This is a genomic window from Brucella pseudogrignonensis (genome assembly GCF_002252525.1).
Classification (GTDB): Bacteria; Pseudomonadota; Alphaproteobacteria; order Rhizobiales; family Rhizobiaceae; genus Brucella; species Brucella pseudogrignonensis.
This window is the reverse complement of sequence record NZ_NNRM01000017.1, coordinates 716,869-739,468: the sequence shown is the minus strand read 5'-3', so window position 1 is coordinate 739,468 and position 22,600 is coordinate 716,869. Positions and strand designations below refer to the sequence as shown.

Here is a 22,600-nt window from a genome sequence, read left to right as displayed (position 1 = left end):
ACCCAAGCCACTACAAACACAATTTATTGATTGCGACCATGAACAGGGAGTCGGGCAGCAAAAAGGCATAATTAAAATATATTTCATTCAGATCAGCTCGCATTTGGCTTATCCACCAACTATATAATCGCTACGAAACGCAGAGCACATGCAGGCATCTAAGCGCACAAGCAATTCAACAATATATTGAAGAGTTTATGTCCGTTTGCACTGTGCCGCATTCAAATCCATACGGCTTCGCTCAAGAGAGGAGATATAGATGTCTAGCTCTACCGATCAAACCCGCCCATTGAAGGTTGTGAAGACCGATGCGGAATGGCGCGAACAGCTTACGCCGATCCAGTATCAGATCACCCGTCAGCACGGCACGGAACGCGCTTTTTCAAGCCCGAACTTCGACAGCTCCTTACACGGCACCTATCGTTGTGTTTGCTGTGACCGGCCACTCTACAAGTCGGAAGCGAAATACGAGTCCGGCACTGGCTGGCCGAGCTTCTTTCAGCCGATCGAACCAGATGCCGTCTCAGCATTTGAAGATCACTCCTACGGTATGAACCGCACGGAAATTCGTTGCTCGGATTGCGATGCACATCTGGGTCACGTTTTCCCGGACGGCCCTCCGCCAACCGGCCTGCGCTATTGCATGAACGGCAATGCACTGATCTTCGATCAGGATTAATTCCTGTGCTTCACAGTCCGGACCGGCACAACGGTTCGGACTGATTTCATTTGCTTTTTACTGGATTTTACATGCCACACGACACCAATTTTCCTCAGCCACCAAAAGCACCAAAGCACCCCGCGAGCGACACACGCCACGGCATCACCCGCACCGATGATTATGCCTGGCTCCGCGCTGACAACTGGCAGGAAGTTTTCAAAGACCCATCCGTTCTGGCGTCCGAAATCCGCGAGCATCTGGAGGCAGAAAATGCCTATCAGACTGCGTTGATGCAGGACACAGATGCACTGCAGAAGCAGCTTTTTGCCGAGATGCGCGGTCGCATCAAGGAAGACGATTCATCCATTCCTTCAAAGGATGGCCCCTATGCTTACGGCATGTCCTTCCGGACCGGCGGCGAGCAGCCTTACTTCATTCGCACCCCGCGCGATGGCGGTGATGAAACCATTCTGCTCGACGGCGACAAGGAAGCGAAAGACAAAGCCTATTTCCGCCTCGCATCTGCCGATCATTCGCCCGATCACAATCGTTTGATCTGGGGGTATGATGACAAGGGATCAGAGTTCTACAAGCTCAAGGTACGTGACCTCGACAGCATGTCGGATCTCGAAGATATTCTGACAGATACCAATGGCGGTGGCAGCTGGGATGCTGACAGCAAAGGTTTCTTCTATACTTTGCTGGATGAAAATCACCGACCATCCAAGGTCTTCTACCATGAGATCGGCACAGCGCAGACGCAGGACAAGCTGATCTTTGAAGAAAAGGATGCTGGTTTCTTCCTTGGCGTTGGTGGCTCGGCACTCGATGACTTCATCTTCATCGATATTCATGATCACGAGACTTCGGAATGCTGGTTGTTGCCTGCAAATGATCCATCTGCAAAACCGCAGCTGATCATGGCTCGTAAAACAGGCGTTGAATACGATATCGCGCCCGGTGGCGATGAGTTCTTCATTCTGACCAATGTTGATGGCGCCAAAGACTTCAAGATTATGCGTGCACCGGCTTCGGCACCGCAGCCTGAAAACTGGGAAGAGCTGGTTCCGGAAGTGCCGGGACGCCTGATCCTGTCGCACTCCGCCTATAAGCGGCATCTGGTCTGGATGGAGCGTGACAATGGCTTGCCGCGCATCGTTATTCGCGATCGCGAAACAGGCGAGCAGCACGCCATCGCATTCGACGAAGAAGCCTATTCGCTCGGCCTGCATGGCAGCGCGGAATACGATACGGATGTTATTCGTTTCTCCTATTCTTCGATGACCACGCCTGAGCAGCTGTTCGATTACAACATGCGCACGCGTGAACGCGCACTGCTCAAAACGCAGGAAGTTCCATCAGGCCATAATATTGCTGACTACATCACACGGCGCGTTCTCGCTCCCGCAACGGATGGTGAACTGGTGCCCGTTTCACTGATCTATCATAAGGATACAAAGCTCGACGGCTCGGCCCCTTGCCTGCTTTATGGCTATGGTTCGTACGGCATCACCATCCCGGCAAGCTTCAGCACCTCGCGTCTGTCGCTCGTGGATCGCGGCTTCGTCTATGCCATCGCGCATATTCGTGGTGGCAAGGACAAGGGTTTTGCATGGTACGAAAACGGCAAACGTGAAAAAAAGACCAACACGTTTACGGATTTCATCGCGGCAGCAAAACACCTCGTCACGCATGGTTTCACCAGCCATGATCGCATTGTCGCCCATGGCGGCTCGGCAGGCGGCATGCTGATGGGCGCTATCGCCAACATGGCACCGGAAGCCTTTGGTGGTATCATTGCGGAAGTTCCGTTCGTGGATGTGCTCAACACCATGCTTGATGATACCTTGCCGCTGACGCCGCCTGAATGGCCGGAATGGGGCAATCCGATCACCTCGGAAACCGATTATCGCAACATCGCAGCCTATTCGCCTTACGATAATGTCAGCGCGCAAGCCTATCCGCGCATTCTGGCTGTGGCTGGTCTGACCGACCCGCGTGTGACCTATTGGGAACCTGCCAAGTGGGTTGCAAAACTGCGTGAGCTTAAGACGGACGATCATTCGGTTCTTTTCCGCATCAATATGGATGCCGGACATGCCGGTGCCTCGGGTCGCTTCTCCCGACTGGAAGAAGTTGCCTACACTTATGCTTTTGCGTTGAAAGCGGTCGGAAAAGCCTGACGGCTTATCGATAAATGCAAGAAAATTGGAACTCCCGCCGGATGAAAATCCGGCGGGAGTTTTCGTTTTTATAGCATTTTCAGCAAAAGTGCGAAGCGGTTTTGCGTCGGATAATGCGTAAAAACAAACAGTTACAGCGGTTCCAACGATTCATTTTTAACTGGAACCGCTGTAACGTTCCGTTGCGAGCTTCGCTGCAGGTGACAGCCCTAGCCCGCCTGTCGATGTCCGCTTCTTCAAAGCAGCAATCAGAACTGCGAAAGCTATGAGCGCAATCACCGTATCTGCGAGCGTGAATGCAAACCAGATCGCATTAACGCCCCAGAATGCTGTAAGCACTGTTACGAAAGCAGGCAGAAGCACAAACGGCTTGCTCAATGTCAGAAGTCCTGCGCGTGCGGGCTGCCCAATGGCCTGAAAATAAAGCGCAAAAACCAAAACGGGCCCGGTGAAAAGATAAGCATAGGTCATTGGGCGGATGATCTGTGCCACCGCTTCACTCACTGCAAGGTCGTCCACAAAGATCAAGCCGATGGAATTACTGACCATCAGGACAATGATCTCGATGATGAGGCAATAGACGAACACTGTTGTTAGCGCGATGCGCAAAACAGTGTCCGAGCGCTGATAAAGACCCGCACCCACATTGTTGCCGACGATGCTCTGCATTGCGAGCGCTACAGCCATCAAAGGCAGATATGTGAAGCCGAATATCCGCATTACAATGCCATAAGCCGCAACGTTCAACGCATAGTCCGAGCCTTCGGAAAAACGAAGCGCGCTGATCACAAAGGCAGTGCTCAACGCAATGCCAATAAAGCTCAAACTCAGCGGAGCCCCAAGACCCGCGATACGTCCCCAACCGCCGACCCAGGAGTTGTGCCACAAAGCATTGAGCGAAATCGTACCCTGCTTGAATTGCCTGAATCCAAGTAGCAACAACAAGCCAAGAGTTTGAGCAAAAACCGTACCCAAAGCCGATCCAGCAATGCCAAGCTCCATATTCGCAATGAAAATGTAGTTCAGTGCAATATTGGCGAGCGTCACGCAGACCGACATTATCGCGATCAGGCCAGCTCGCCCCTCATTGCGCCATGCATCGGCATGAAGGCCAAGGACAAATTGAAGCGGCAACGCTAGAATGGTGATGAACAGAAAGAGATATGCCATTTCTGCAAGCGCCATATCGCCGTCCGCCATACCATTGATAAGCGGGCGTCCAACCAGAAAAAATAGCGCAATCAAGCCCAACGCGATGATGAGTGCCAGACCATGAGCGCGTGCAAAGGTTGCTTCCGCCTCTGAAATCCTGCGGCCACCAAGCTGCCTTGCCATCTGGCTCGACATGCCGCCGCTGACCAGCGTTGACATGGCAATTGTGAGCATAATTGCCGGGAAGACCAGACTGACTGCAGCCATGGCTCTGGCACCAACAAAATGGCCCAGGAAGATTGCATCGACCACGCTCAGCAAGCCGTTCATCACCATGATGAGCGTCATGGGCAGCACATTGGTCAGAAACACACGCCCCGGAGAAGCGTGCAGAAAACGATTATCGAGTGATTGTCCCGAAGACATCACAGACTCCTCAAATCACATTTCAATTGCGATGGGTGCCTGCATTACCACCAACGAAATGCTTCGAGGGTGAAGATATCAAAAGCCGGGCTTCACCGAGACATTCGTCTGCAGGCGGCAGGTGCCGGAACCGTGCTGCTGTCTATAAATAACGATGCCTTTCGTCAACAAGATTAATACTTAAGAAGTGAACGTACTTTCGTTCTTAAGCCTAATTTAGTGAACAAATATCGGAACTTGTAAGAAAATTTGAGATTAGAAAACTTTACCAAATGGCGTATAATCTTCTTAGAGCGTTCCAGCAAAAGTGGGAACCGATTTTGCGTCTGGAAATGCGTAAGAACAAATAGATAGAGCGGTTTCAATGACTCAGCATTCGCTAAAACCGCTCTAGTTGAATAACTTCAAATAGTGGGAGTGTTCCATGTTGCGTCAGGGCTTCACCGTTTCAACGGCCGCATTGGGTTTACTGGTTTCCGCTTTTGTAGCACTACCGTCAGTATCGGCCGCCAACGCACAAGTCCGCAAAAACGTCAGCGAATTTGCGGGTCAACGTTGCAATACGCCACCACGCGGTAGCGGCGTTATTGTCGGTCAGTTCAGCGGTGTAGACGATTCACCATTTGTCAGCGATGGCGATGGGCTGGTGCCGATTGATCGCTTCCGCTGCTTCAAGACAATGGCTGAGTGTAAAGGTTGGCTCTACACAATGCAGAGCAAATACACCAATGCCGGTGCCGCAACAGTTGTTCGCTGTACGAAGCGGTAATTAGAGCGCCTTGCGCCTGAACAGGCGCGCAAAGGTCGCTCTAACACTTTAAACTAGAGCATAATTTCATCTTAAACTGACTCAAGTTTAAGGAATTATGCTCTAGCGATTGGACGGATAGCCGTTTGAATGCGCCGGAATGGCTTTGAGATATGCAGCAATCGCGTCGCGATCTGCGTCTGTCAGATGCGCCATATTGGCAACGACATCGGCCATCGATCCGCCGAGTGAGTCGAAATCCGGTGTGAAGCCACTTTGCAGCGCATAGGCGATATCGTTCTCGCCCCATTCGCCAATACCGCCTTCACCAGAGGTAATATTGGGAACGACACCCTTGCGACCATCGCTTCCCGTTTCGGGTGAAAGCGCACCGGCCATCCATTGCTTATCATCAAGCCCGCCAATGACATTACGCGGCGTATGGCACTCGCCACAATGGCCAAGCGCTTCCGTTAAATATTGACCGCGCTTCACCTGATCGGATGCATTTGCCAGTTCAACGACCGGCTTATCGGAAAGGTAAAGCTGCTTCCAAAGACCCAATCCACGGCGGATATTGAATGGGAAGCTCAGCTTATGGGGTGGTGCCACATTATCCGACGCAGGCAGGGTTTTCATATAGGCGAAAAGGTCTGCAACATCCTGCGGCTGCATCTTTTCATAGGATGTGTAAGGGAAAGAAGGGTAAAGGTGTTCCCCTGCCCGCCCGACACCTTTCAGCATTGCATTTGCAAAGTCATGCAGGGTCCAGTTACCGATGCCCTGCGCTGACGGAGAGATGTTAGGCGCAATGAATGTGCCAAAATCTGAAACCAGTTCATGTCCACCGGTAAGAACCTTGCGGTCGTCACCCGACGCGCCGGGAGCAGCGTGACAGGAAGCACAGCCCCCTGCCCAGAACACATGCTCGCCCTTTGTCGCATCACCTGGCTGCAAAGCTGCAATCACCGACTGATCCACCGTCTGAGGCGTCGTCAGCACCCAAAAGGTGGCGGCACCAACGATGACTATCGCGCCGGCAGCATATGCGAGTTTACGGACCATTGTTCTGCTAGAGCGGTTTCTATTTAGGTAGAATTGTTGAAACCGCCCTATCCCTTTGTTTGCGCATTATCCGATGCATCGAACCGGGATCAGAAATCAGTCAGTAGACTTATCTGCCCGTAGAGGCTTCGCGCTATTGGCTCAGATGCTCTTGTCAGTTCTTTTTCACGCGATAAGCCTGGTGGCAGGAACCACAATTGGCGGCAACCTGCTGAAAGGCTGGCTTCAGCGCATCGAGATCAGCAGGCTTGGCCGCGAGCGCTGCGGCTGCATCAGAGCGGAATTTTTCGACGTGCTTGACGAAGTCTTCCTTGTTTTCCCAAATTTTTGGAGAAGCTTCCGTGTCGCCCTGATCGGAACCTGCAGGAAACAGGGTATCAACGTCGAACTTCTTTGCGTCCGCATCGATCTTTTCAAGGGCTGCCAGAGCGGCTGCCGCATCGAAAGGCTTATCACCCTTCACCATTGGCGCGAGCTGTCCAACTGAACGGCCCATGTCTTTCATGATTGCCTGACGATCTGCAATAGCATCGGCATGTGCCACACCGGCAGTCAAAAGAGCCACTGAACTGACGGCGAGAAAAAATGAACGCATGCGATCCTCCGCATCTAAAAATTGAACAACGATCGTCCCTTGGTAAAAATATCCGATACAATCTCAGTCTTTGCAACAAAGACGCCGAATAAATCCCACCTCTCAGAAGTAACACTCCGAGTTTATATCGATTATTACAGCGCATTCACGACAACGTGAAAAACTTGATATAAATACTATTGTTTAATCATGGAGGCATTCAAGATTATCACTATATAAAAAGGATATTACTTGATATTAATACTCATCTTTTAAATTCAAGCATTTCCTGACCCACCGGTCCCTTGCACCCAAAACCATGCGTATGACTCATGGGTTTGGGTTAAGCCCGAATGGCGATTGAACTTTTTCTAAGCAAAGAAAAACCCCGCTTTCGCGGGGCTCTTCATTGTCATTACCGAAAGGCAAATTATGCCTTTTCGTAAAGCTCCAGGACGTAATCCCAGTTTACGAGGCTATCAACGAAAGCTTCGAGGTACTTCGGACGCGCGTTGCGGTAATCGATGTAGTAGGAATGTTCCCATACGTCGACGCCAAGGATTGGCGTTGCGCCGTGAACCAGCGGGCTTTCACCGTTTGCGGTCTTCGAGATTTCGAGCTTGCCGTTCTTAACCGACAGCCATGCCCAGCCCGAACCGAACTGACCAGCGCCAGCAGCGATGAAGTCTTCGCGGAACTTGTCGTAGCCGCCGAGATCGGATTCAACAGCCTTTTCAAGCTTGCCTGGCAGCTTCTTGCCGCCGCCGTCTTTCTTCATCCAGTTCCAGAAATGGAGATGGTTGTAGTGCTGACCAGCATTGTTGAAGAGCGCCTGATTCTTGCCGAAGCTTTCCTTGACGATTTCTTCGAGGCTTTTGCCTTCAAGGCCGGAACCTTCGAGCAGCTTGTTACCATTGGTAACATAAGCCTGATGGTGCTTGTCGTGGTGGAATTCGAGGGTTTCGCGCGACATGAACGGAGCAAGTGCGTCATAATCGTACGGAAGGGCGGGCAGTTCAAAGGCCATTGGAACTCTCCTCTGTCTTTCAGCTTACAATAGGCAGCTACTGTGGGGCAGTGCGAACACATACCCGGAAACTTGCGTGCGCAATCTACATAGGCCGCAATGCCGCAGGCGGCAATGCCGGATGTTCTAAATTTAGCGCCCATCACAATGAATTATTATTGAAATTGCATGAGGATAGGGTTCACTTTACTTTTTTTGAGATTGATGCACGAACGGAGAAAATCGGTGTCCCATAGTTCCTATGTTTTCGACGCGTATGGCACATTGTTCGATGTGCATTCCGCCGTGCGTAGGCATGAAGATAAAGCGGGACCGGATGGCGCGGCCTTCTCCCTGCTCTGGCGCACCAAGCAACTCGAATATTCGTGGACGCTCAGTCTGATGGGCGAATATCGCGATTTCTGGAAGCTCACGGAAGAAGCACTGGATTTCGCCTTTGCACGTTATCCATCTGTCGATCCGGCACTTCGCAACGATTTGCTTGAAGCATACTGGAAGCTAGACTGTTATCCAGAAGTGCCAGCGGCCCTCAAAAGCCTGAAAAGCCGGGGAGCGCGGCTGGCTATTTTGTCCAATGGCTCGCCCGCTATGCTTGAAGCGGCAGTCAAATCCTCTGCACTCGATGTCCTGCTTGATGATGTCATTTCTGCCGATAGCGTCAGGCGTTATAAGACGTCACCGTCAGTCTATGAACTCATCACGATGCAATGGCGGCTTTATCCGTCGGCGATTTCGTTTCAATCGTCCAATCGGTGGGATGTGGCTGGGGCCGCACGATTCGGAATGCGCGCGGTCTGGATCAACCGGTCCAACCAACCCGACGAGTATAAGCAATATCCGCCTGCCCTCATTCTGCCGAGCCTGCAACTGCTCGACTGAATCTCACTAAAACTTGAACAACGCAAATTGGGTGACAACCGCCTGTTGCGGCTAAAATTGTGTCGCAACGGCAACACGAGGCCCGTTGCAGCGCTTCAGCCACTTTTAGGCCTTATTACGAACGGCTGAGAGCCACAATTATCGGGCGTTTTGCCCGCAACAAAACGCGTCTAACGCCGTTATAGCCGCAGAATCTGCGATTATCACAACCAGTTGGTCGCACTTCATTAACCCTAACCGTTGTATCTAAAAATCCTCCCGCCACTAAAATGGTTTTCATATGCAAACGACCCTTACCCGCCGTTCCTTTCTGACGGCCATGACAGCAACAGCGGCGGCCGGCCTCGCCGGTTGCGCTCAGTTGGGGCAGAATGTTCCAATCATTGATGTTGATGCCAATGGCAATCCTATCAACAGGACCCCTCAGGCCAATGTCGATGCTTCTTATGGAAGCTGGGCATCCATGTATGCCGCTGTAGAAGACAATGGCTTTCAGCTACCGGCCATTCCGATCCAGAAGATGGACAAGCGCTATCTTCGCCAGGTCGTTCAGGATCCAACTGGCGAAATGCCAGGCACAATCGTCGTGGATACGGCAAACCGTTTCCTTTATCTGGTGCTGGGCAATGGACAGGCAATGCGCTACGGCGTCGGCATCGGCCGCGACGGCTTTGCATGGTCGGGCCGCGCAGTCATCCAGTACAAGCGCGAATGGCCACGCTGGACGCCACCGGATGAAATGGTTGCCCGCCAGCCAGAACTCGAACCATACAGCTCGCGCAACGGCGGCATGGCTCCAGGTCTCAAGAATCCGCTCGGCGCCCGCGCTCTTTACATCTTCAAGGATGGCAAGGACACGATCTATCGTCTGCACGGCAATCCTGAATGGTGGTCGATCGGCAAGGCCGTTTCTTCGGGCTGCGTACGCCTGATGAACCAGGATATCATCGATCTTTACAACCGTGTTCCACCGAAATCGCCTATTCTGGTTATGTAATCCAGAATTTACGAGATACAAAAAAAGCCCCGGAAAACCGGGGCTTTTTTTCATTTTAGACCATTATCTATCAGCGCTTGAAGCTGCCAAGAATGCCGCGCACAAGCGCACGTCCAAGTGACGTACTGACAGAACGAACCACTGATTTCATGGCCGTTTCTGCAACTGTCTGACGGCCAGATCGACGACCAGTTCCAAGCGCAGTTCCCAACAGATCGCCAAAAATACCGCCGCCTTCACCGGTCTCTTCCTGCTTCGTCTTCTGCTGGGCGTCGACTGCTGCCTGCGCTTTGCGCGCCAGCATTTCGAACGCTGAATCGCGGTCGATTGTCTGATCATATTGGCCGGAGACAGGGCTTGCGGCAATGATTTTCGCCCGTTCTTCAGGCGTCAGTGGGCCAATCTGCGACGATGGCGGGCGGATCAATGTGCGCTGCACCATCGAAGGCACGCCCTTGGCCTGCAAGGTCGAAATCAGTGCTTCACCGGTTGAAAGACTGGTGATCGCCTCAAACGTCTTGAAATCCGGGTTTGGACGGAACGTATCGGCAGCGGTCTTCACCGCATTTGTTTCGCGTGGCGTATAAGCACGGAGCGCGTGCTGAACACGATTGCCGAGCTGTGCGAGCACAGTTTCTGGCACATCAAGCGGATTCTGCGTCACAAAATAAACGCCCACGCCCTTGGAACGGATCAGACGAACCACCTGCTCGACGCGGTCGACCAGCGCCTTCGGCGCTTCATCGAACAGCAAATGCGCTTCATCAAAGAAGAAGACCAGACGCGGCTTGTCAGGATCGCCCACTTCGGGAAGTTCTTCGAAGAGTTCCGACATGAGCCAGAGAAGGAAAGTGGAATAAAGGCGCGGGCTCATCATCAGCTTGTCGGCTGCGAGCACGCTGATAACACCGCGACCGTCGGTCGTCGTCCGCATCAGATCAGCGATACGAAGGGCGGGTTCGCCAAAAAATTTGGAGCCGCCCTGCTGATCAAGCACGAGCAACGAGCGCTGGATCGCACCAACCGACGCCTTGTTGACGTTACCGTATTTTGCAGAAAGCTCAGCAGAACGTTCGGCCATTTCCGCGAGAATCGCCTGCAAATCTTTGAGATCAAGCAGTAGCAGGCCTTCTTCATCGGCCAAACGGAAAGCAACGTTAAGAACGCCTTCCTGAGCATCGGTCAGGTTCATCAGGCGCGAGAGCAGCAGCGGCCCCATTTCGGAGATCGTGGCACGGACCGGATGGCCCTGCTCGCCAAAAATATCCCAGAAAATAACGGGAGATGCGCGCATCTCATATGGGTTGAGTTGAATTTCCTCTGCGCGCTTGGTCAGATTGTCATTGACGACACCTTTGGCGGCGATGCCGGAAAGATCGCCCTTGATATCGGCACAGAAGACTGGAACGCCAGCCGCCGAAAAGCTCTCGGCGAGAACCTGCAGCGTGACCGTTTTACCAGTACCTGTCGCACCGGTAACGAGGCCATGCCTGTTACCATATTTCAGCGCCAGATATTCAGGCTGCTGGTAGGAATCATCTGGTTTGCGGCTTGCACCAAGGAAAATGGCATCATCAGCAGTCATCAGGCAGGTCGCTCCGTAAAAGGTTTGCTCCCTTACGATATACTAGCACTACCGCCCTGCAACAATGATTAAGCCATTTTATCCATTGATGTGCAATTTTGGCGTCATGCGGTCACAGAAAAATGCGAATATTTTAAATCAGGAAAGCTTGCAAAGCGCCAATGAGAATGCATATTACGTAAACGTAAGAAATTTGGGAGACTCTCATGGACGAACTGATCGCGCGCATCACCTCCAATGTTGGCATCGATGCAGCAACTGCTGAAAAGGCTGTTGGCATGATTTTGGCATTTCTGCAGAAGGAAGGCCCGGCTGATAAAGTACAGCAGCTTTTGGCAGCTTTCCCAGGCGCTGAAGAAGCCATTTCGCAGGTCAAGGGTGGCGGTCTGCTTTCCGGCCTGATGGGCGGCGTGATGGGTCTCGGCTCGCAGCTGATGGGCGCTGGCCTCGGTATGGGTGAAATCTCCGGCGTTGCCAAGGAAACCATCCGTTTTGCCAAGGAAAAGGCTGGTGCTGAACCAGTCGACGCCGTTGTCGGCTCGATCCCAGGCCTCGGCCAGTTCGTATAAATTTGACGCACCAAAGAAAAAGCCCCGGTTTTCCGGGGCTTTTTTTATGCTTCTTTTATGACCGTCACGCCGACATGACGGGTACGCCCGGCACCCCAGCCATTGATGGCTGCTCCCAAGCCAAGAGCTGCAAAGAATATACCGCAGGCGGCAAAGCTTCCTGTCGCACCATGGATCATGCCAACAACGAGCGGACCAATAGCCGCTAATGTATAGCCGACGCATTGCGCCATGCCGGACAGGTGAGCTGCCGTATGTGAATCCGGTGAGCGCAACACGATCACCATCATAGCGGCAGCGATCAAACCGCCCTGCCCAAAGCCCTGCACAATGGCCAGAATCCAGAAGCTCCATTGCGGAAGATAAAGGAAGCCCATCAAAGGCAACGCCGCGCTGATGCAAAGCACCACATTAAGCAGGCTCTGGCTCTTTTGGCGTATCGCAATCGATGGGATCGCGAGACAGGTCACGACCTGCACCATGATCGAAAATGAAACCAAGCCGCCAGCTGCCGTAGCACTCAGCCCCTGCTCTCGCAGAATTGGCGCAAGCCAGCCAAAAACGACATAAGCCATCGAGGATTGAAGGCCCATAAACAGCGTGACCTGCCAGGCGAGCTTGTCTTTCCAAAGCCCGACAACCTTAAAACCAGAATGCGCGACATTGTGCTTCGCACGCAGCGCCTGCGGCAGCCAAAGTGCGAGAACCAGCGCTGCTGGAATTGCCCAGAAAGCCAGTGCAAGGTTCCATGAACCGCCGAGCATATGCTCAATCGGAATTGTGAACCCGGCAGCAGCGGCTGCTCCGCCACAAAGTGCCATCGTATAAAAGCCGGTCATAATCGCAGCGGTTTTAGGGAAATCCCGCTTTACGACCCCCGGCAGTAACACATTGCCGGTAGCGATGGCCGCACCAGCCAGTATCGCACCAATATACAGTGACGCCTGGCTTCCAATGCCGCGGATTGCCGTACCGATGGTCAAGACAATCAGAACAAACAATAAGACGCGCTCGGCACCGTAGCGCTGGGCCAGTCTCGGCGCGAAAGGTGCGAATACGCCCAAACAGACCACGGGCAATGTCGTTAGTAAGCCAGCAGCAAAACCGGACATGCCGGTTGCGTCGATGATTTCTGGAAGGAGGACCGAAACGCTTGAAAATACCGGACGCAGATTGGCAGCAATCAACACCAGACTTAAGCCCAGCAACACGCGCAAAGCTTGGCTCGGCAGGCGTTGTGCAGCGGGTTGCGGCACGCTGTCGGCCTCGGCATCAACAAAAGGCTCCGCATTGTGTGCCGGATTTTCTTCCGTTGCTGCCTGCAACGAAACATTGTTTGTGTGGCTCATGATGCCAACAGCCTTTCAAGTTCTTTGATTAGGGGCGCCATAAATCGACGCACTGCTTCGCTTGCCAGGTCGGGATTACCAGTGGCGATAGCTTCAATTAGGGCGCTGTGTTCTTCGTGATCGGGTTCCGGCAGCTCTCCATCGAGCGTCGCCTCTATTGATTCCCGGATGGATTGGGAAAAGAAGGCATAGACCTCGATAAGCGCATTATTGCCCGATGCCGCGACGATTGCTTCATGGAAGGCAAAATCTCGCGAAACAAAATCGGTTCGGCTTGTTTCCGCACGCTTGTTGCGCTGCTCCAGCATCGCTTCAAGATGGCGGATCATTGCCGGTGTCGCTCGTTGAGCAACAAGTCGTGCAGCTTCCGCCTCAAGCGCTGCCCGCGTTTCAAAGCGGTCACGCAAACTTGTATGGCGAATGCGGTCAAGGCTGCGGCGCATGTCTGCCGCCGACAGGACATAGGTTCCGGAACCCTGCCGCGTTTCCAGCATCCCTTGGGCGACCAGCGCACGCACGGCTTCGCGCACAGTGCCACGACTGACCCCAAGTTTCGCGGAAAGGCTTGCTTCATTGGGCAATTGCTCACCCACGCGCCAATTGCCGGCCGTGATCTCAGCCCGGATGGACTGTTCCGCAGCATCGGCAAGGCTTTTTCTTGAGAGTGTTTCCATAGATCACCAAAGTCATCGGATGACTTGATGAATTATATGTCATAATCTCGCGTGTCAATGTGGATTACATGCGACGCGCAATCTGCTTTAACCTTATCTGCCGCATTCCGTTAACAATTATCGCGCAATGTGGCACGCTAGAATGAAGCCTTCGCAACCGGGTGCCGCATGATTACTCTTTACTGCCTTAACGGAGACCATCTCGACCGCGTCGAGGTTGAGCCGGGCAATCCCCTTCCTGAAAACGTTATCTGGATTGACCTTCTCGCACCCGGCGTCAATGAAGATCATATCGTTGAGGCGTGGACCGGCATCTCGATCCCGACCCGTGAAGACATGACGGAAATCGAGGAATCGAGCCGATTCTATATGGAGAACGGCGCGCAATATCTGACTGTACCGATCCTTCATGCGGTGGATCTCGATCATCGTGAACTCGCACCTGTCACTTTCATTCTGCATGGACAGCGGCTGGTAACGGTTCGCTATGCCGATCCGAAATCAGTCAGCATTTACATCACGCGCGCGACAAAGCCGGGCAACGGCCTGATCCCGAATGCAAAATGCTCCGGCCTTTCAATCATGCTCGGCATAATCGAGGCCACCACCAATCGTCTGGCAGATATTCTGGAAGGCGTTGCAGGCAAGATTGATGCGGCATCGCATTCGATCTATCGTCGCCAGCCCAAGGCACGGCCAATGACGACTGAGGATTTCCGGCACATCCTCACGCAGATCGGTGGACAGGGTACGTTTCTATCGCGAATGCGCGAAAGTCTGGCAGGCATCAGCAGAATGCTGGTTTATCTCTCTGCGATCAACAGCCCGGTTGCGACCAAGAAAGACACGCGCTCATGGGTCAAATCACTGGAACGCGATGCGCAGTCGCTGGTCGCCTATGTGGATTTTCTGTCCAACAAGGTCACGTTCCTGCTTGATACGATTGTCGGGCTTATCTCTGTCGAGCAGAACGCGATCATCAAGATTTTCTCGGTTGCGGCGGTGGGCTTCATGCCTCCAACTCTCGTCGCATCCATCTATGGTATGAACTTCTCATTCATGCCGGAGCTGAACTCGCCCTGGGGCTATCCGATGGCGCTTGGCTTGATGGTGGCCTCAGCTTTGCTGCCACTGTTTTATTTCCGAAGGAAGGGGTGGCTGTAAATCACACCGATGCAGCCACAATCTCCCAGTCTCTGCCGTTGATTTTCAGCACATCGCCCACCGGCTTGCCAAAAAGCATTATGGCCACGGGCGAGACGTGGGAGATTTTGCCATTGGCGGGGTCGGCCTCGTCCTCGCCAACAATGGTCCAGACCCGCACGCCGCCTTCGTCGAGGTTTTCCAGCTCCACCGTCATGCCAAAGCGTACAACGTCACTGTCCGGTTCGGGCACGGATAGTTCTGCGGTTTCACGTCGCGAAGTCCAGTAGCGCAAATCACGCGAAACGCGGGCAATCGCTGAGCGCTCGCCTGCAACATTCGCTTCGGCCAGTTCGCGGTGAAGCCGTGCAAGCTCGTCGTCAATCATCTTCAAACCATTCGGCGTGACGAGATTGCGGTGCGGACTGATGGGCCGCTCGCCGAGATCGATGGGGGCGTCGTCCTGTTCTTTGGTGAAAGCTCTGCTCATCATCTGAATGTATGCAGAGCGCTCGCGCCCCGCAAGCCCACAGTCTGAACACGCGTGCAACCGGATAGAAATCCGTATTTTAGTGCACGCCGAGTTTTTATTGATTGACCAATCAATCAAAGTTAAAATAGGGATTAACAGCCCTCAACCCGGATGACGATTATGCCTAAGATCGGGATGGAACCCCTACGGCGGCGCGAACTGATCGATGCCGCCATCCGTACTATCGGCCAGCGTGGTTCGTTGGACGTCACTGTTGCGCAGATCGCCCATGAAGCAGGCGTATCGCCCGCGCTTGCGCATCACTATTTTGGCGGCAAAGACAAGCTGATCCTGGCCACCATGCGCCATCTCTTGCGTGAGCTCGGAAGCGATTTGAACGCCGCCGTGAAGCTTGCAGAAACTCCGCGTGAGCGTATTGCGGCCATCATCGCGGTTAACTTCTCCGCCTCGCAGTTTGCGCAGGAGACGATTGCAGCCTGGCTGACCTTCTATGTTCATGCGCAGCAATCCGAAGACACAAAGCGGCTTTTGCGCATCTATGCGCGCCGCCTGCATTCAAACTTCGTCTTCGCGCTGGAACAATTGACCAGCCACGAGCGCGCCAACCGTATTGCCGAAGGCGCAGGTGCGCTGATCGATGGGCTTTATATCCGCCATGCCCTTGGTGCCGACGCGCCAAATGCGGCATCGGCAATTGCCCTTGTTGAAGATTACATCGCTGTTCAGCTTTCGGCGGAGAAATAAGATGGAAGCGGATTTCGTTATTATTGGCTCCGGCTCTGCCGGTTCGGCTATGGCCTACCGGTTGTCGGAAGATGGCAGGCACTCGGTTATTGTCATTGAATTTGGCGGCCCGGACATTGGCCCGCTGATTCAGATGCCAGCCGCCCTTTCCTTCCCCATGAATATGGAAACCTATGACTGGGGCTTTTCCACCGAACCAGAGCCTCATATCGGCGGGCGCAGCCTCGTTACCCCACGCGGCAAGGTGGTCGGTGGATCATCATCCATCAACGGCATGGTCTATGTGCGCGGGCACGCACGCGATTACGATCACTGGTCGGAAAGTGGCGCGCGCGGCTGGTCCTATGCCGATGTATTGCCCTACTTCAAGCGGATGGAAAATTCCCACGGCGGACAGGAAGGCTGGCGCGGCACCAATGGTCCGCTGCATGTTCAGCGCGGTCGTCGCGATAACCCGCTATTCAAGGCCTTCGTGGATGCAGGGCATCAGGCGGGCTTTGAAGTCACTGACGATTATAATGGCGAGAAGCAGGAAGGCTTTGGCCCGATGGAGCAGACGATCCATAATGGACGTCGCTGGTCTGCGGCCAATGCCTATCTGAAACCTGCCCTCAAGCGCCCCAATGTGAAGCTCGTCAAAGGCTTAGCGCGAAAAATCGTGATGGAAGGAAAGCGCGCGGTCGGGGTTGAAATCGAAGCGGGCCGTACTTTCTCGACTATCCGCGCACGCCGCGAAGTTATCATCGCTGCATCGTCCATCAATTCGCCAAAGCTGCTTATGCTTTCAGGCATTGGCCCTGCTGTGCAGCTTAAAGAGCACGGCATTGAGGTCGTGGCTGATCGCCCCGGCGTTGGGCAAAATCTGCAGGATCATCTGGAAGTCTATATCCAACAGGAATGCACGCAGCCGATCACGCTTTATTCCAAGCTCAACCTGTTTTCCAAAGCCAAGATTGGTGCGGAATGGCTGTTCTTCAAAACCGGCGACGGCGCGACAAACCATTTCGAATCCGCAGCCTTTGTGCGTTCTAAAGCGGGCGTGGAATATCCGGATATCCAATACCACTTCCTGCCGGTCGCGATCCGCTATGACGGCAAAGCGGCTGCAGAATCGCACGGCTTTCAGGCGCATGTCGGACCGATGCGCTCCAAGTCGCGCGGCAGTGTTACACTGCGCTCGGCTAATCCACGCGAAAAGCCTGTCATAAAGTTCAACTATATGTCGCATGAGGATGATTGGGCCGATTTCCGTCATTGCGTGCGACTGACACGCGAAGTTTTCGGACAGGACGCATTTGCCCCTTATCGCGGCGCGGAAATCCAGCCCGGCGCGAATGTGCAGTCTGATGACGAGATCGACAATTTCATTCGCGAGCATGTGGAAAGTGCATTCCACCCTTGCGGAACTTGCAAAATGGGATCAGTTGACGATCCAATGGCAGTGGTTGATCCAGAATGCCGGGTTATTGGCGTTGAGGGGTTGCGGGTTGCGGATTCATCCATCTTCCCGCGCATCACCAACGGCAACCTCAACGGCCCGTCGATCATGACTGGCGAAAAGGCATCGGATCATATTCTGGGTCGTACTCCGCTGGCGCGATCCAATCAGGAACCATGGATCAACCCACGCTGGGAAGTATCTGATCGCTAATGAAACTCGAGGAGAATAAAATGAAAGCTCAACCCAAAGCCTCGCATTTCATCGGCGGCGCATTCGTGGAAGACAAAGCTGGCAAGCCGCTTCCCGTCATCTATCCGGCGACAAGCGAAGAAATCGCCAAGCTTTATTCAGCAACACCGGATGTGATCGAGAGCGCCTATGCTGCTGCATTGAAAGCACAAGGTGAATGGGCAGCGCTCAAGCCGGTGGAACGCGGCCGTATTCTGCGCCGCACGGCGGAAATCCTACGCGAGAAAAACAAGAAGCTCTCCAAGCTCGAAACGCTTGATACCGGCAAGGCATTGCAGGAGACACTGGTAGCGGATGCGGCATCGGCTGCCGATGCGCTCGAGTTTTTCGGCGGCATCATTTCCGGCTTTAATGGTGAGTTCGTAGAGCTTGGCGGGTCGTTTGCTTACACGCGCCGCGAAGCACTCGGCATCTGTGTCGGCATCGGTGCGTGGAATTACCCGATCCAGATCGCCGCATGGAAATCTGCGCCAGCACTGGCTATGGGCAACGCTTTCATCTTCAAGCCGTCCGAGAACACCCCTCTTTCGGCACTCGCGCTGGCAGAGGCCTATAAGGAAGCTGGTCTTCCTGACGGTCTGTTCAATGTTGTACAAGGCTTTGGCGATGTTGGTGCGGCACTCGTCAATCACCGCATGACAGCGAAGGTTTCGCTCACCGGTTCAGTTCCAACCGGCAAGCGGATCATGTCACAGGCTGGTGAGCATCTGAAGCATGTCACGATGGAACTTGGTGGCAAATCTCCGATCATCGTTTTTGATGATGCAGATCTCGACAGCGCTATTGGCGGTGCGATGCTCGGCAACTTCTATTCGACCGGTCAGGTCTGCTCCAACGGTACGCGCGTTTTCGTTCATAAGGATGTTCGCGAAACATTTGTCGAGCGTCTGGTTGAACGCACCCGCAAAATCCGCATTGGTGATCCCCTGGATGAAGCCACCCAGATGGGACCGCTCGTCAACAGCGCGCAGCGCGACAAGGTTTTGTCCTATATTGAAAAGGGCAAGCAAGAAGGCGCGAAGCTTGTATGCGGCGGCGGCATTCCAAAGTTGCAGGGTTTCGACAAAGGCTATTTCATCGAGCCAACCGTCTTTAGCGATGTGACTGACGACATGACGATTGCCCGCGAGGAAATCTTCGGCCCGGTCATGAGCATTCTCGAATTCTCGGACGAGGATGAAGTGATTGCGCGCGCCAACGATACCGAGTTCGGTCTGGCTGCCGGTGTATTCACCGCCGACATCGCCCGCGGCCATCGCGTCATCGGACAGATCAAGGCAGGAACCTGCTGGATCAATGCCTATAACCTGACGCCTGTTGAAGTGCCATTTGGCGGCTATAAACAGTCCGGCATTGGCCGAGAAAACGGTATTGCCGCGCTGACGCACTATAGCCAGATCAAGACTGTCTATGTGGAAATGGGCAAGGTCGACAGCCCCTACTAATCCCACTTAACAAACAACACAAAGCCCCAATCAATATTAGAAACTACTAATATTGATTGGGGCTTTGTCATTTATGGTAAAGCACAATATTTACGTCATAAAAGCGACCAGTAAACTTCGACTTCCCAAAAGATTGATCACATCTTTCTTATTATATTGAATTTTAACGTCTAATTGATTGCTTTTGTCGCAATAACCTTTTGCGGGAAATAATAATTACCTCCCACAATGGGGTTGGAATGACAAAAGAGCTGTTTTTATCGACAGATATGGTCGATGCCAAAGCGCGCGACGATTTTTGGCGCGACGCTATCAAGCTATTTTACGAAGTATCTGCCCTCGATGAAGAAAACGAAGAAGGCTTTATCGGTACTTTGCGCTCTTATCCATTCGGCAACATGCTGGTTGGATCCACCACCTTTAACACCCAGCATTATGAGCGCACAAAGAACCTGATCGCTCAGACTGGTCTCGATCACTATGTTCTTCAAGCCCTACTTTCCGGCACCCTGAGTGGAGATTTCAACGGAGTCTCTGTTGCTGCGAAACCCGGCGACATTTTCATCCTCGACATGTCACAGGTCATAACCAGTCATGCAGAAGCGGGCGCACGTCTGACGGTTATCATGCCGCGGCAAGAGCTGGAAAAGCTTATCGGATGGCGAAATCTTCATGGCATGGTGTTCAAAACGGAAGCTGCGACAACCCAGCTCCTCTTCGAGTTTCTGCGCGGGCTCAATGATGTGGTTCAGGAACTCTCCGCCGTGGAGGCCATCGCCGCCAAAGATGCAATGATGGCGCTACTTGCTGCATGTATTAAGAGGGTGGACACAGGCGCTGCTGAGAGTGCAACAATCAATCTGCCGATACGCAATCGCATTCTTGCCTATATCGACAAGAACATAACGAACCCGCTTCTTGGTCCCCATTCGATACAACAATATTTCCGCATGTCGCGCTCACATATTTATCGCGCATTTGAACCGGACGGCGGCGTGGCAAAGGTTATCCGCGACAAGAGGCTCGATATGGCTTACCGGATTCTGATCGAACAAAAAGGCAAGCCTGTTTCACTTAAAGAAATCGCCTATCGCTGCGGTTTTAATGACAGCACACAACTGACCAAGGCTTTCAAAGGGCGCTTCGGTATTACGCCGAAGGAAGCACGAGAAGCCAAAGCCCCGCTGCCGTTACAATCGGAAGGCGGCACGCTGGTTATTCACGAACATCTATCGTCACAGGCAAAAAAGGTCGTTGTCATCTGAATTGGCGAGAACATACAATCATTGAGAATGCTGCAACACCGCTGCATTCCATCAAAAGCGTATCAGACAATAACAGCGCCCGTGCGCACGCTTCGCCAGACCGATCCGTCCGAATAGGCCATTTGCGCGCCGCCGCTGGCGTTACTCACAAAAGCCATTGCGCCAGCCCCGTGCTGGGACGGCGATGGCAAAGCGGCAACCGCATAGGCGGCCGGGCGTATCGGGCCATCGACATGCAGCCGTGTTTCCGGCCAAATCTGACCAACGGCCACATTGCCGGTTGCTCGATCGACCTTCATGGCCTCTCGCCAGTTTCCGCTATCGTCGCCGACTTTAATGCTGAAATTATTGTCCCCGTTCAGGCCCATTTCAGCATATCCGGTCCAGCCCGACTGAAACAGAAGGCTGGCCGTATTGGTTGCAGCCTGTTTATTTATCTTCACCTGATGCCCGGCACCGGCATTGTTGAAAAGGCTCGCTTCCGAAGAAATGGCGAAACGGTTGCTCGCATCAGCCGTCGCCTGAACGCCCAGCATGGACAACGAAAGACTATCCGGCACCGAGCCTGTCACCTGCCATTCTGTGCCATTGTAAACAAATAGCTTGGTCTCTTCTTCGACGTAGGCCAGCCAGCCTTTTGCGATGGTCGCGAATGACCATCCCCCATCGATAAAGAAGGCAACCTTGCCCTCTTTTCCAGCCCATTGGCCGGTAGCAGGTGCAGCAACGATATAACGATCACCTGCAGCGGGTGTTTCCGGAGCGCCCGTTTGCGTTCTGGATTTTACACTCAGATGCACAACTGCATCGAGATAGCGCAAAGCCTCATTGTGTGTGACGTGCTTCTGCGCCTGACTGGGCATGATATAGGGAAGTTTGAGATTGGGTGTCTGGTCCATAAATAGCTCCTCGCTGTGATAATGCGAGGAGCTTAACCGCACTTATGCTGGTGGGGATAAGTCAGCTGCCGCGATAGGTCGAGTAGGACCAGGGGCTGACCAGCAACGGCACATGATAATTGCCGTCTTCATCTGCAATCGCAAAACGGATCGGGATCAAATCAAGGAACGGCGGATTGGCAACATCGGCGCTACGACCTTCGAAATATTCAGCAACATGAAACTGAAGCTCATAGGTGCCTTCCTGCATTTCACTTCCGCTGAGCAATGGTTCGTCGGTGCGACCATCGAGATTGGTTACGGTACGCTTGATCAGTTCGGTTTTGCCTAAAGCGCCAAGCCGATAGAGTTCAATCCGCATTGCTGCGGCTGGACTACCATGTGCAGTGTCGAGAACATGTGTTGATAGCTTGCCCATGGTTCACCTCAGATTTGTGTTTTGAGAGCCGGAATTGTCTCAATGCGATAAGTGACATCCGGCAGGAAATATTCCTCCAGATTATTCTCACTTCCCGCCCGGTCAACAATAAGAAAATCCGATGTCTGCTCCAGCGACACAAGCGGATGATGCCAGATATTGCACCAGTAATTGACGCCCTGGTCGCCCCGCGCCAGAAACGCTCTCGGTCTGCCGGGTTTGCCATCCGCATCTTCTGCAACAACAACAAGAAACGGCCTGCCATTCAGCGGCACAAAAGCCTGCGAGCCGAACGGATGCCGCTCCAGCATGACGACATCGACAGGCGCTGTGAAGGACTGGCCTCTAAAAATATTGATGAGGACGCGGGCGTCGGTGCCTGCTGCTTCAACATGGGCCAGATCGTGGAAGCGCTCCGTCGTGCCATTGTTGATAAGGCGACGTTCGGCGCCTTCAATCTCGATTACATCCCCAAATGGCGCAAAAGCCGCCTTTGTCAGCGGCTCAACTTCAAGCACTTCAAATTTCACACTGTCCTCCCCACAAACCTGATTTTATGACACCTAACAAAGCTTTGCCGCCAGCAAATTGTCAATCGCGAAGCAGTTTCAACA

Annotated in this window: 22 protein-coding genes; 11 read left to right on the top strand and 11 right to left on the bottom strand. The window is 53.2% G+C overall.

Annotated elements, in window-relative coordinates; genetic code table 11:
- The first annotated feature begins 259 nt into the window (after window positions 1–259).
- Together msrB and CEV34_RS10135 are read left to right on the top strand one after the other, a co-directional pair.
- Complete coding sequence (gene msrB, locus CEV34_RS10140) at window positions 260–679, top strand: peptide-methionine (R)-S-oxide reductase MsrB (RefSeq protein ID WP_007874139.1); 420 nt, start codon at window positions 260–262, stop codon at window positions 677–679.
- Between the two features lie 71 nt (window positions 680–750).
- Window positions 751–2,844 carry a S9 family peptidase gene (locus CEV34_RS10135; RefSeq protein ID WP_007874137.1) on the top strand — a complete coding sequence of 698 codons (2,094 nt, stop codon included), beginning with the start codon at window positions 751–753 and terminating at the stop codon, window positions 2,842–2,844.
- 156 nt (window positions 2,845–3,000) lie between these two features.
- Here CEV34_RS10135 and CEV34_RS10130 read toward each other — a convergent pair whose 3' ends face one another.
- Window positions 3,001–4,422, bottom strand: a complete 1,422-nt coding sequence (locus tag CEV34_RS10130) for an MATE family efflux transporter (protein ID WP_007874135.1) — start codon at window positions 4,420–4,422, stop codon at window positions 3,001–3,003.
- A 424-nt stretch (window positions 4,423–4,846) separates the two neighbouring features.
- On the opposite strand from CEV34_RS10130, the gene CEV34_RS10125 reads away from it, so the two are divergent.
- Entirely contained in the window at window positions 4,847–5,191 is a 345-nt protein-coding gene (locus CEV34_RS10125) for a hypothetical protein (RefSeq protein ID WP_007874134.1), read from the top strand.
- Window positions 5,192–5,293: 102 nt separating this feature from the next.
- Here the strand turns inward: CEV34_RS10125 and CEV34_RS10120 are convergent, their stop codons facing one another.
- The 3 genes from CEV34_RS10120 to CEV34_RS10110 form a co-directional block, all read right to left on the bottom strand.
- The gene (locus tag CEV34_RS10120) at window positions 5,294–6,235 is read right to left on the bottom strand and encodes a cytochrome c (RefSeq protein WP_094543549.1); all 942 of its coding nucleotides are present in this window, start codon (window positions 6,233–6,235) and stop codon (window positions 5,294–5,296) included.
- A gap of 154 nt (window positions 6,236–6,389) precedes the next feature.
- Entirely contained in the window at window positions 6,390–6,830 is a 441-nt protein-coding gene (locus tag CEV34_RS10115; protein ID WP_007874132.1) for a c-type cytochrome, read from the bottom strand.
- 409 nt (window positions 6,831–7,239) lie between these two features.
- Window positions 7,240–7,836 carry a superoxide dismutase gene (locus tag CEV34_RS10110; RefSeq protein ID WP_007874131.1) on the bottom strand — a complete coding sequence of 199 codons (597 nt, stop codon included), beginning with the start codon at window positions 7,834–7,836 and terminating at the stop codon, window positions 7,240–7,242.
- Window positions 7,837–8,061: 225 nt separating this feature from the next.
- Here CEV34_RS10110 and CEV34_RS10105 point away from each other — a divergent pair, with 225 nt between their 5' ends.
- Both CEV34_RS10105 and CEV34_RS10100 read left to right on the top strand, forming a co-directional pair.
- A complete protein-coding gene (locus tag CEV34_RS10105; RefSeq protein ID WP_007874130.1) occupies window positions 8,062–8,715 on the top strand; it encodes a haloacid dehalogenase type II in 654 nt (217 codons plus the stop codon).
- Window positions 8,716–8,995: 280 nt separating this feature from the next.
- Window positions 8,996–9,712, top strand: coding sequence for a L,D-transpeptidase (locus CEV34_RS10100; RefSeq protein WP_007874129.1), 717 nt, complete (start codon window positions 8,996–8,998; stop codon window positions 9,710–9,712).
- A 70-nt stretch (window positions 9,713–9,782) separates the two neighbouring features.
- Here the strand turns inward: CEV34_RS10100 and CEV34_RS10095 are convergent, their stop codons facing one another.
- Window positions 9,783–11,297: a helicase HerA-like C-terminal domain-containing protein gene (locus CEV34_RS10095; RefSeq protein ID WP_064320318.1), complete on the bottom strand. Its 1,515-nt coding sequence runs from the start codon at window positions 11,295–11,297 to the stop codon at window positions 9,783–9,785.
- Window positions 11,298–11,503: 206 nt separating this feature from the next.
- Between CEV34_RS10095 and CEV34_RS10090 the strand changes: the two genes are divergently transcribed.
- Window positions 11,504–11,866, top strand: a complete 363-nt coding sequence (locus CEV34_RS10090) for a hypothetical protein (protein ID WP_007874122.1) — start codon at window positions 11,504–11,506, stop codon at window positions 11,864–11,866.
- Between the two features lie 44 nt (window positions 11,867–11,910).
- Here CEV34_RS10090 and CEV34_RS10085 read toward each other — a convergent pair whose 3' ends face one another.
- Complete coding sequence (locus CEV34_RS10085; RefSeq protein ID WP_094543547.1) at window positions 11,911–13,215, bottom strand: CynX/NimT family MFS transporter; 1,305 nt, start codon at window positions 13,213–13,215, stop codon at window positions 11,911–11,913.
- Window positions 13,212–13,889 (bottom strand): FadR/GntR family transcriptional regulator, encoded by a 678-nt coding sequence (locus CEV34_RS10080; RefSeq protein ID WP_007874111.1) that lies wholly within the window; start codon window positions 13,887–13,889, stop codon window positions 13,212–13,214. Before CEV34_RS10080 ends, CEV34_RS10085 begins: the two co-directional genes overlap by 4 nt.
- A 168-nt stretch (window positions 13,890–14,057) precedes the next feature.
- Here CEV34_RS10080 and CEV34_RS10075 point away from each other — a divergent pair, with 168 nt between their 5' ends.
- Window positions 14,058–15,053: a magnesium transporter CorA family protein gene (locus CEV34_RS10075; protein ID WP_007874109.1), complete on the top strand. Its 996-nt coding sequence runs from the start codon at window positions 14,058–14,060 to the stop codon at window positions 15,051–15,053.
- 1 nt (window position 15,054) lies between these two features.
- Here CEV34_RS10075 and CEV34_RS10070 read toward each other — a convergent pair whose 3' ends face one another.
- On the bottom strand, window positions 15,055–15,522 hold the full coding sequence (locus CEV34_RS10070) for a GreA/GreB family elongation factor (protein WP_007874107.1): 468 nt from the start codon (window positions 15,520–15,522) through the stop codon (window positions 15,055–15,057).
- Window positions 15,523–15,684: 162 nt separating this feature from the next.
- On the opposite strand from CEV34_RS10070, the gene betI reads away from it, so the two are divergent.
- The 4 genes from betI (at window position 15,685) to CEV34_RS10050 (ending at window position 20,669) form a co-directional block, all read left to right on the top strand.
- Complete coding sequence (betI, locus tag CEV34_RS10065; protein WP_007874105.1) at window positions 15,685–16,269, top strand: transcriptional regulator BetI; 585 nt, start codon at window positions 15,685–15,687, stop codon at window positions 16,267–16,269.
- Window position 16,270: 1 nt separating this feature from the next.
- A complete protein-coding gene (gene betA / locus CEV34_RS10060; protein WP_007874104.1) occupies window positions 16,271–17,920 on the top strand; it encodes a choline dehydrogenase in 1,650 nt (549 codons plus the stop codon).
- Between the two features lie 20 nt (window positions 17,921–17,940).
- Entirely contained in the window at window positions 17,941–19,404 is a 1,464-nt protein-coding gene (betB, locus tag CEV34_RS10055; protein WP_094543543.1) for a betaine-aldehyde dehydrogenase, read from the top strand.
- A 239-nt stretch (window positions 19,405–19,643) separates the two neighbouring features.
- Entirely contained in the window at window positions 19,644–20,669 is a 1,026-nt protein-coding gene (locus tag CEV34_RS10050; RefSeq protein ID WP_007874096.1) for a helix-turn-helix domain-containing protein, read from the top strand.
- A 62-nt stretch (window positions 20,670–20,731) separates the two neighbouring features.
- On the opposite strand, the gene CEV34_RS10045 is transcribed toward CEV34_RS10050, so the two are convergent.
- From CEV34_RS10045 to CEV34_RS10035, 3 genes are all read right to left on the bottom strand, one after another.
- Window positions 20,732–21,568: a DUF2793 domain-containing protein gene (locus CEV34_RS10045; RefSeq protein WP_094543541.1), complete on the bottom strand. Its 837-nt coding sequence runs from the start codon at window positions 21,566–21,568 to the stop codon at window positions 20,732–20,734.
- A 61-nt stretch (window positions 21,569–21,629) separates the two neighbouring features.
- Window positions 21,630–21,986, bottom strand: coding sequence for a hydroxyisourate hydrolase (gene uraH, locus CEV34_RS10040; protein ID WP_007874093.1), 357 nt, complete (start codon window positions 21,984–21,986; stop codon window positions 21,630–21,632).
- Between the two features lie 8 nt (window positions 21,987–21,994).
- Entirely contained in the window at window positions 21,995–22,516 is a 522-nt protein-coding gene (locus CEV34_RS10035) for an ureidoglycolate lyase (protein ID WP_007874092.1), read from the bottom strand.
- Window positions 22,517–22,600 lie beyond the last annotated feature (84 nt).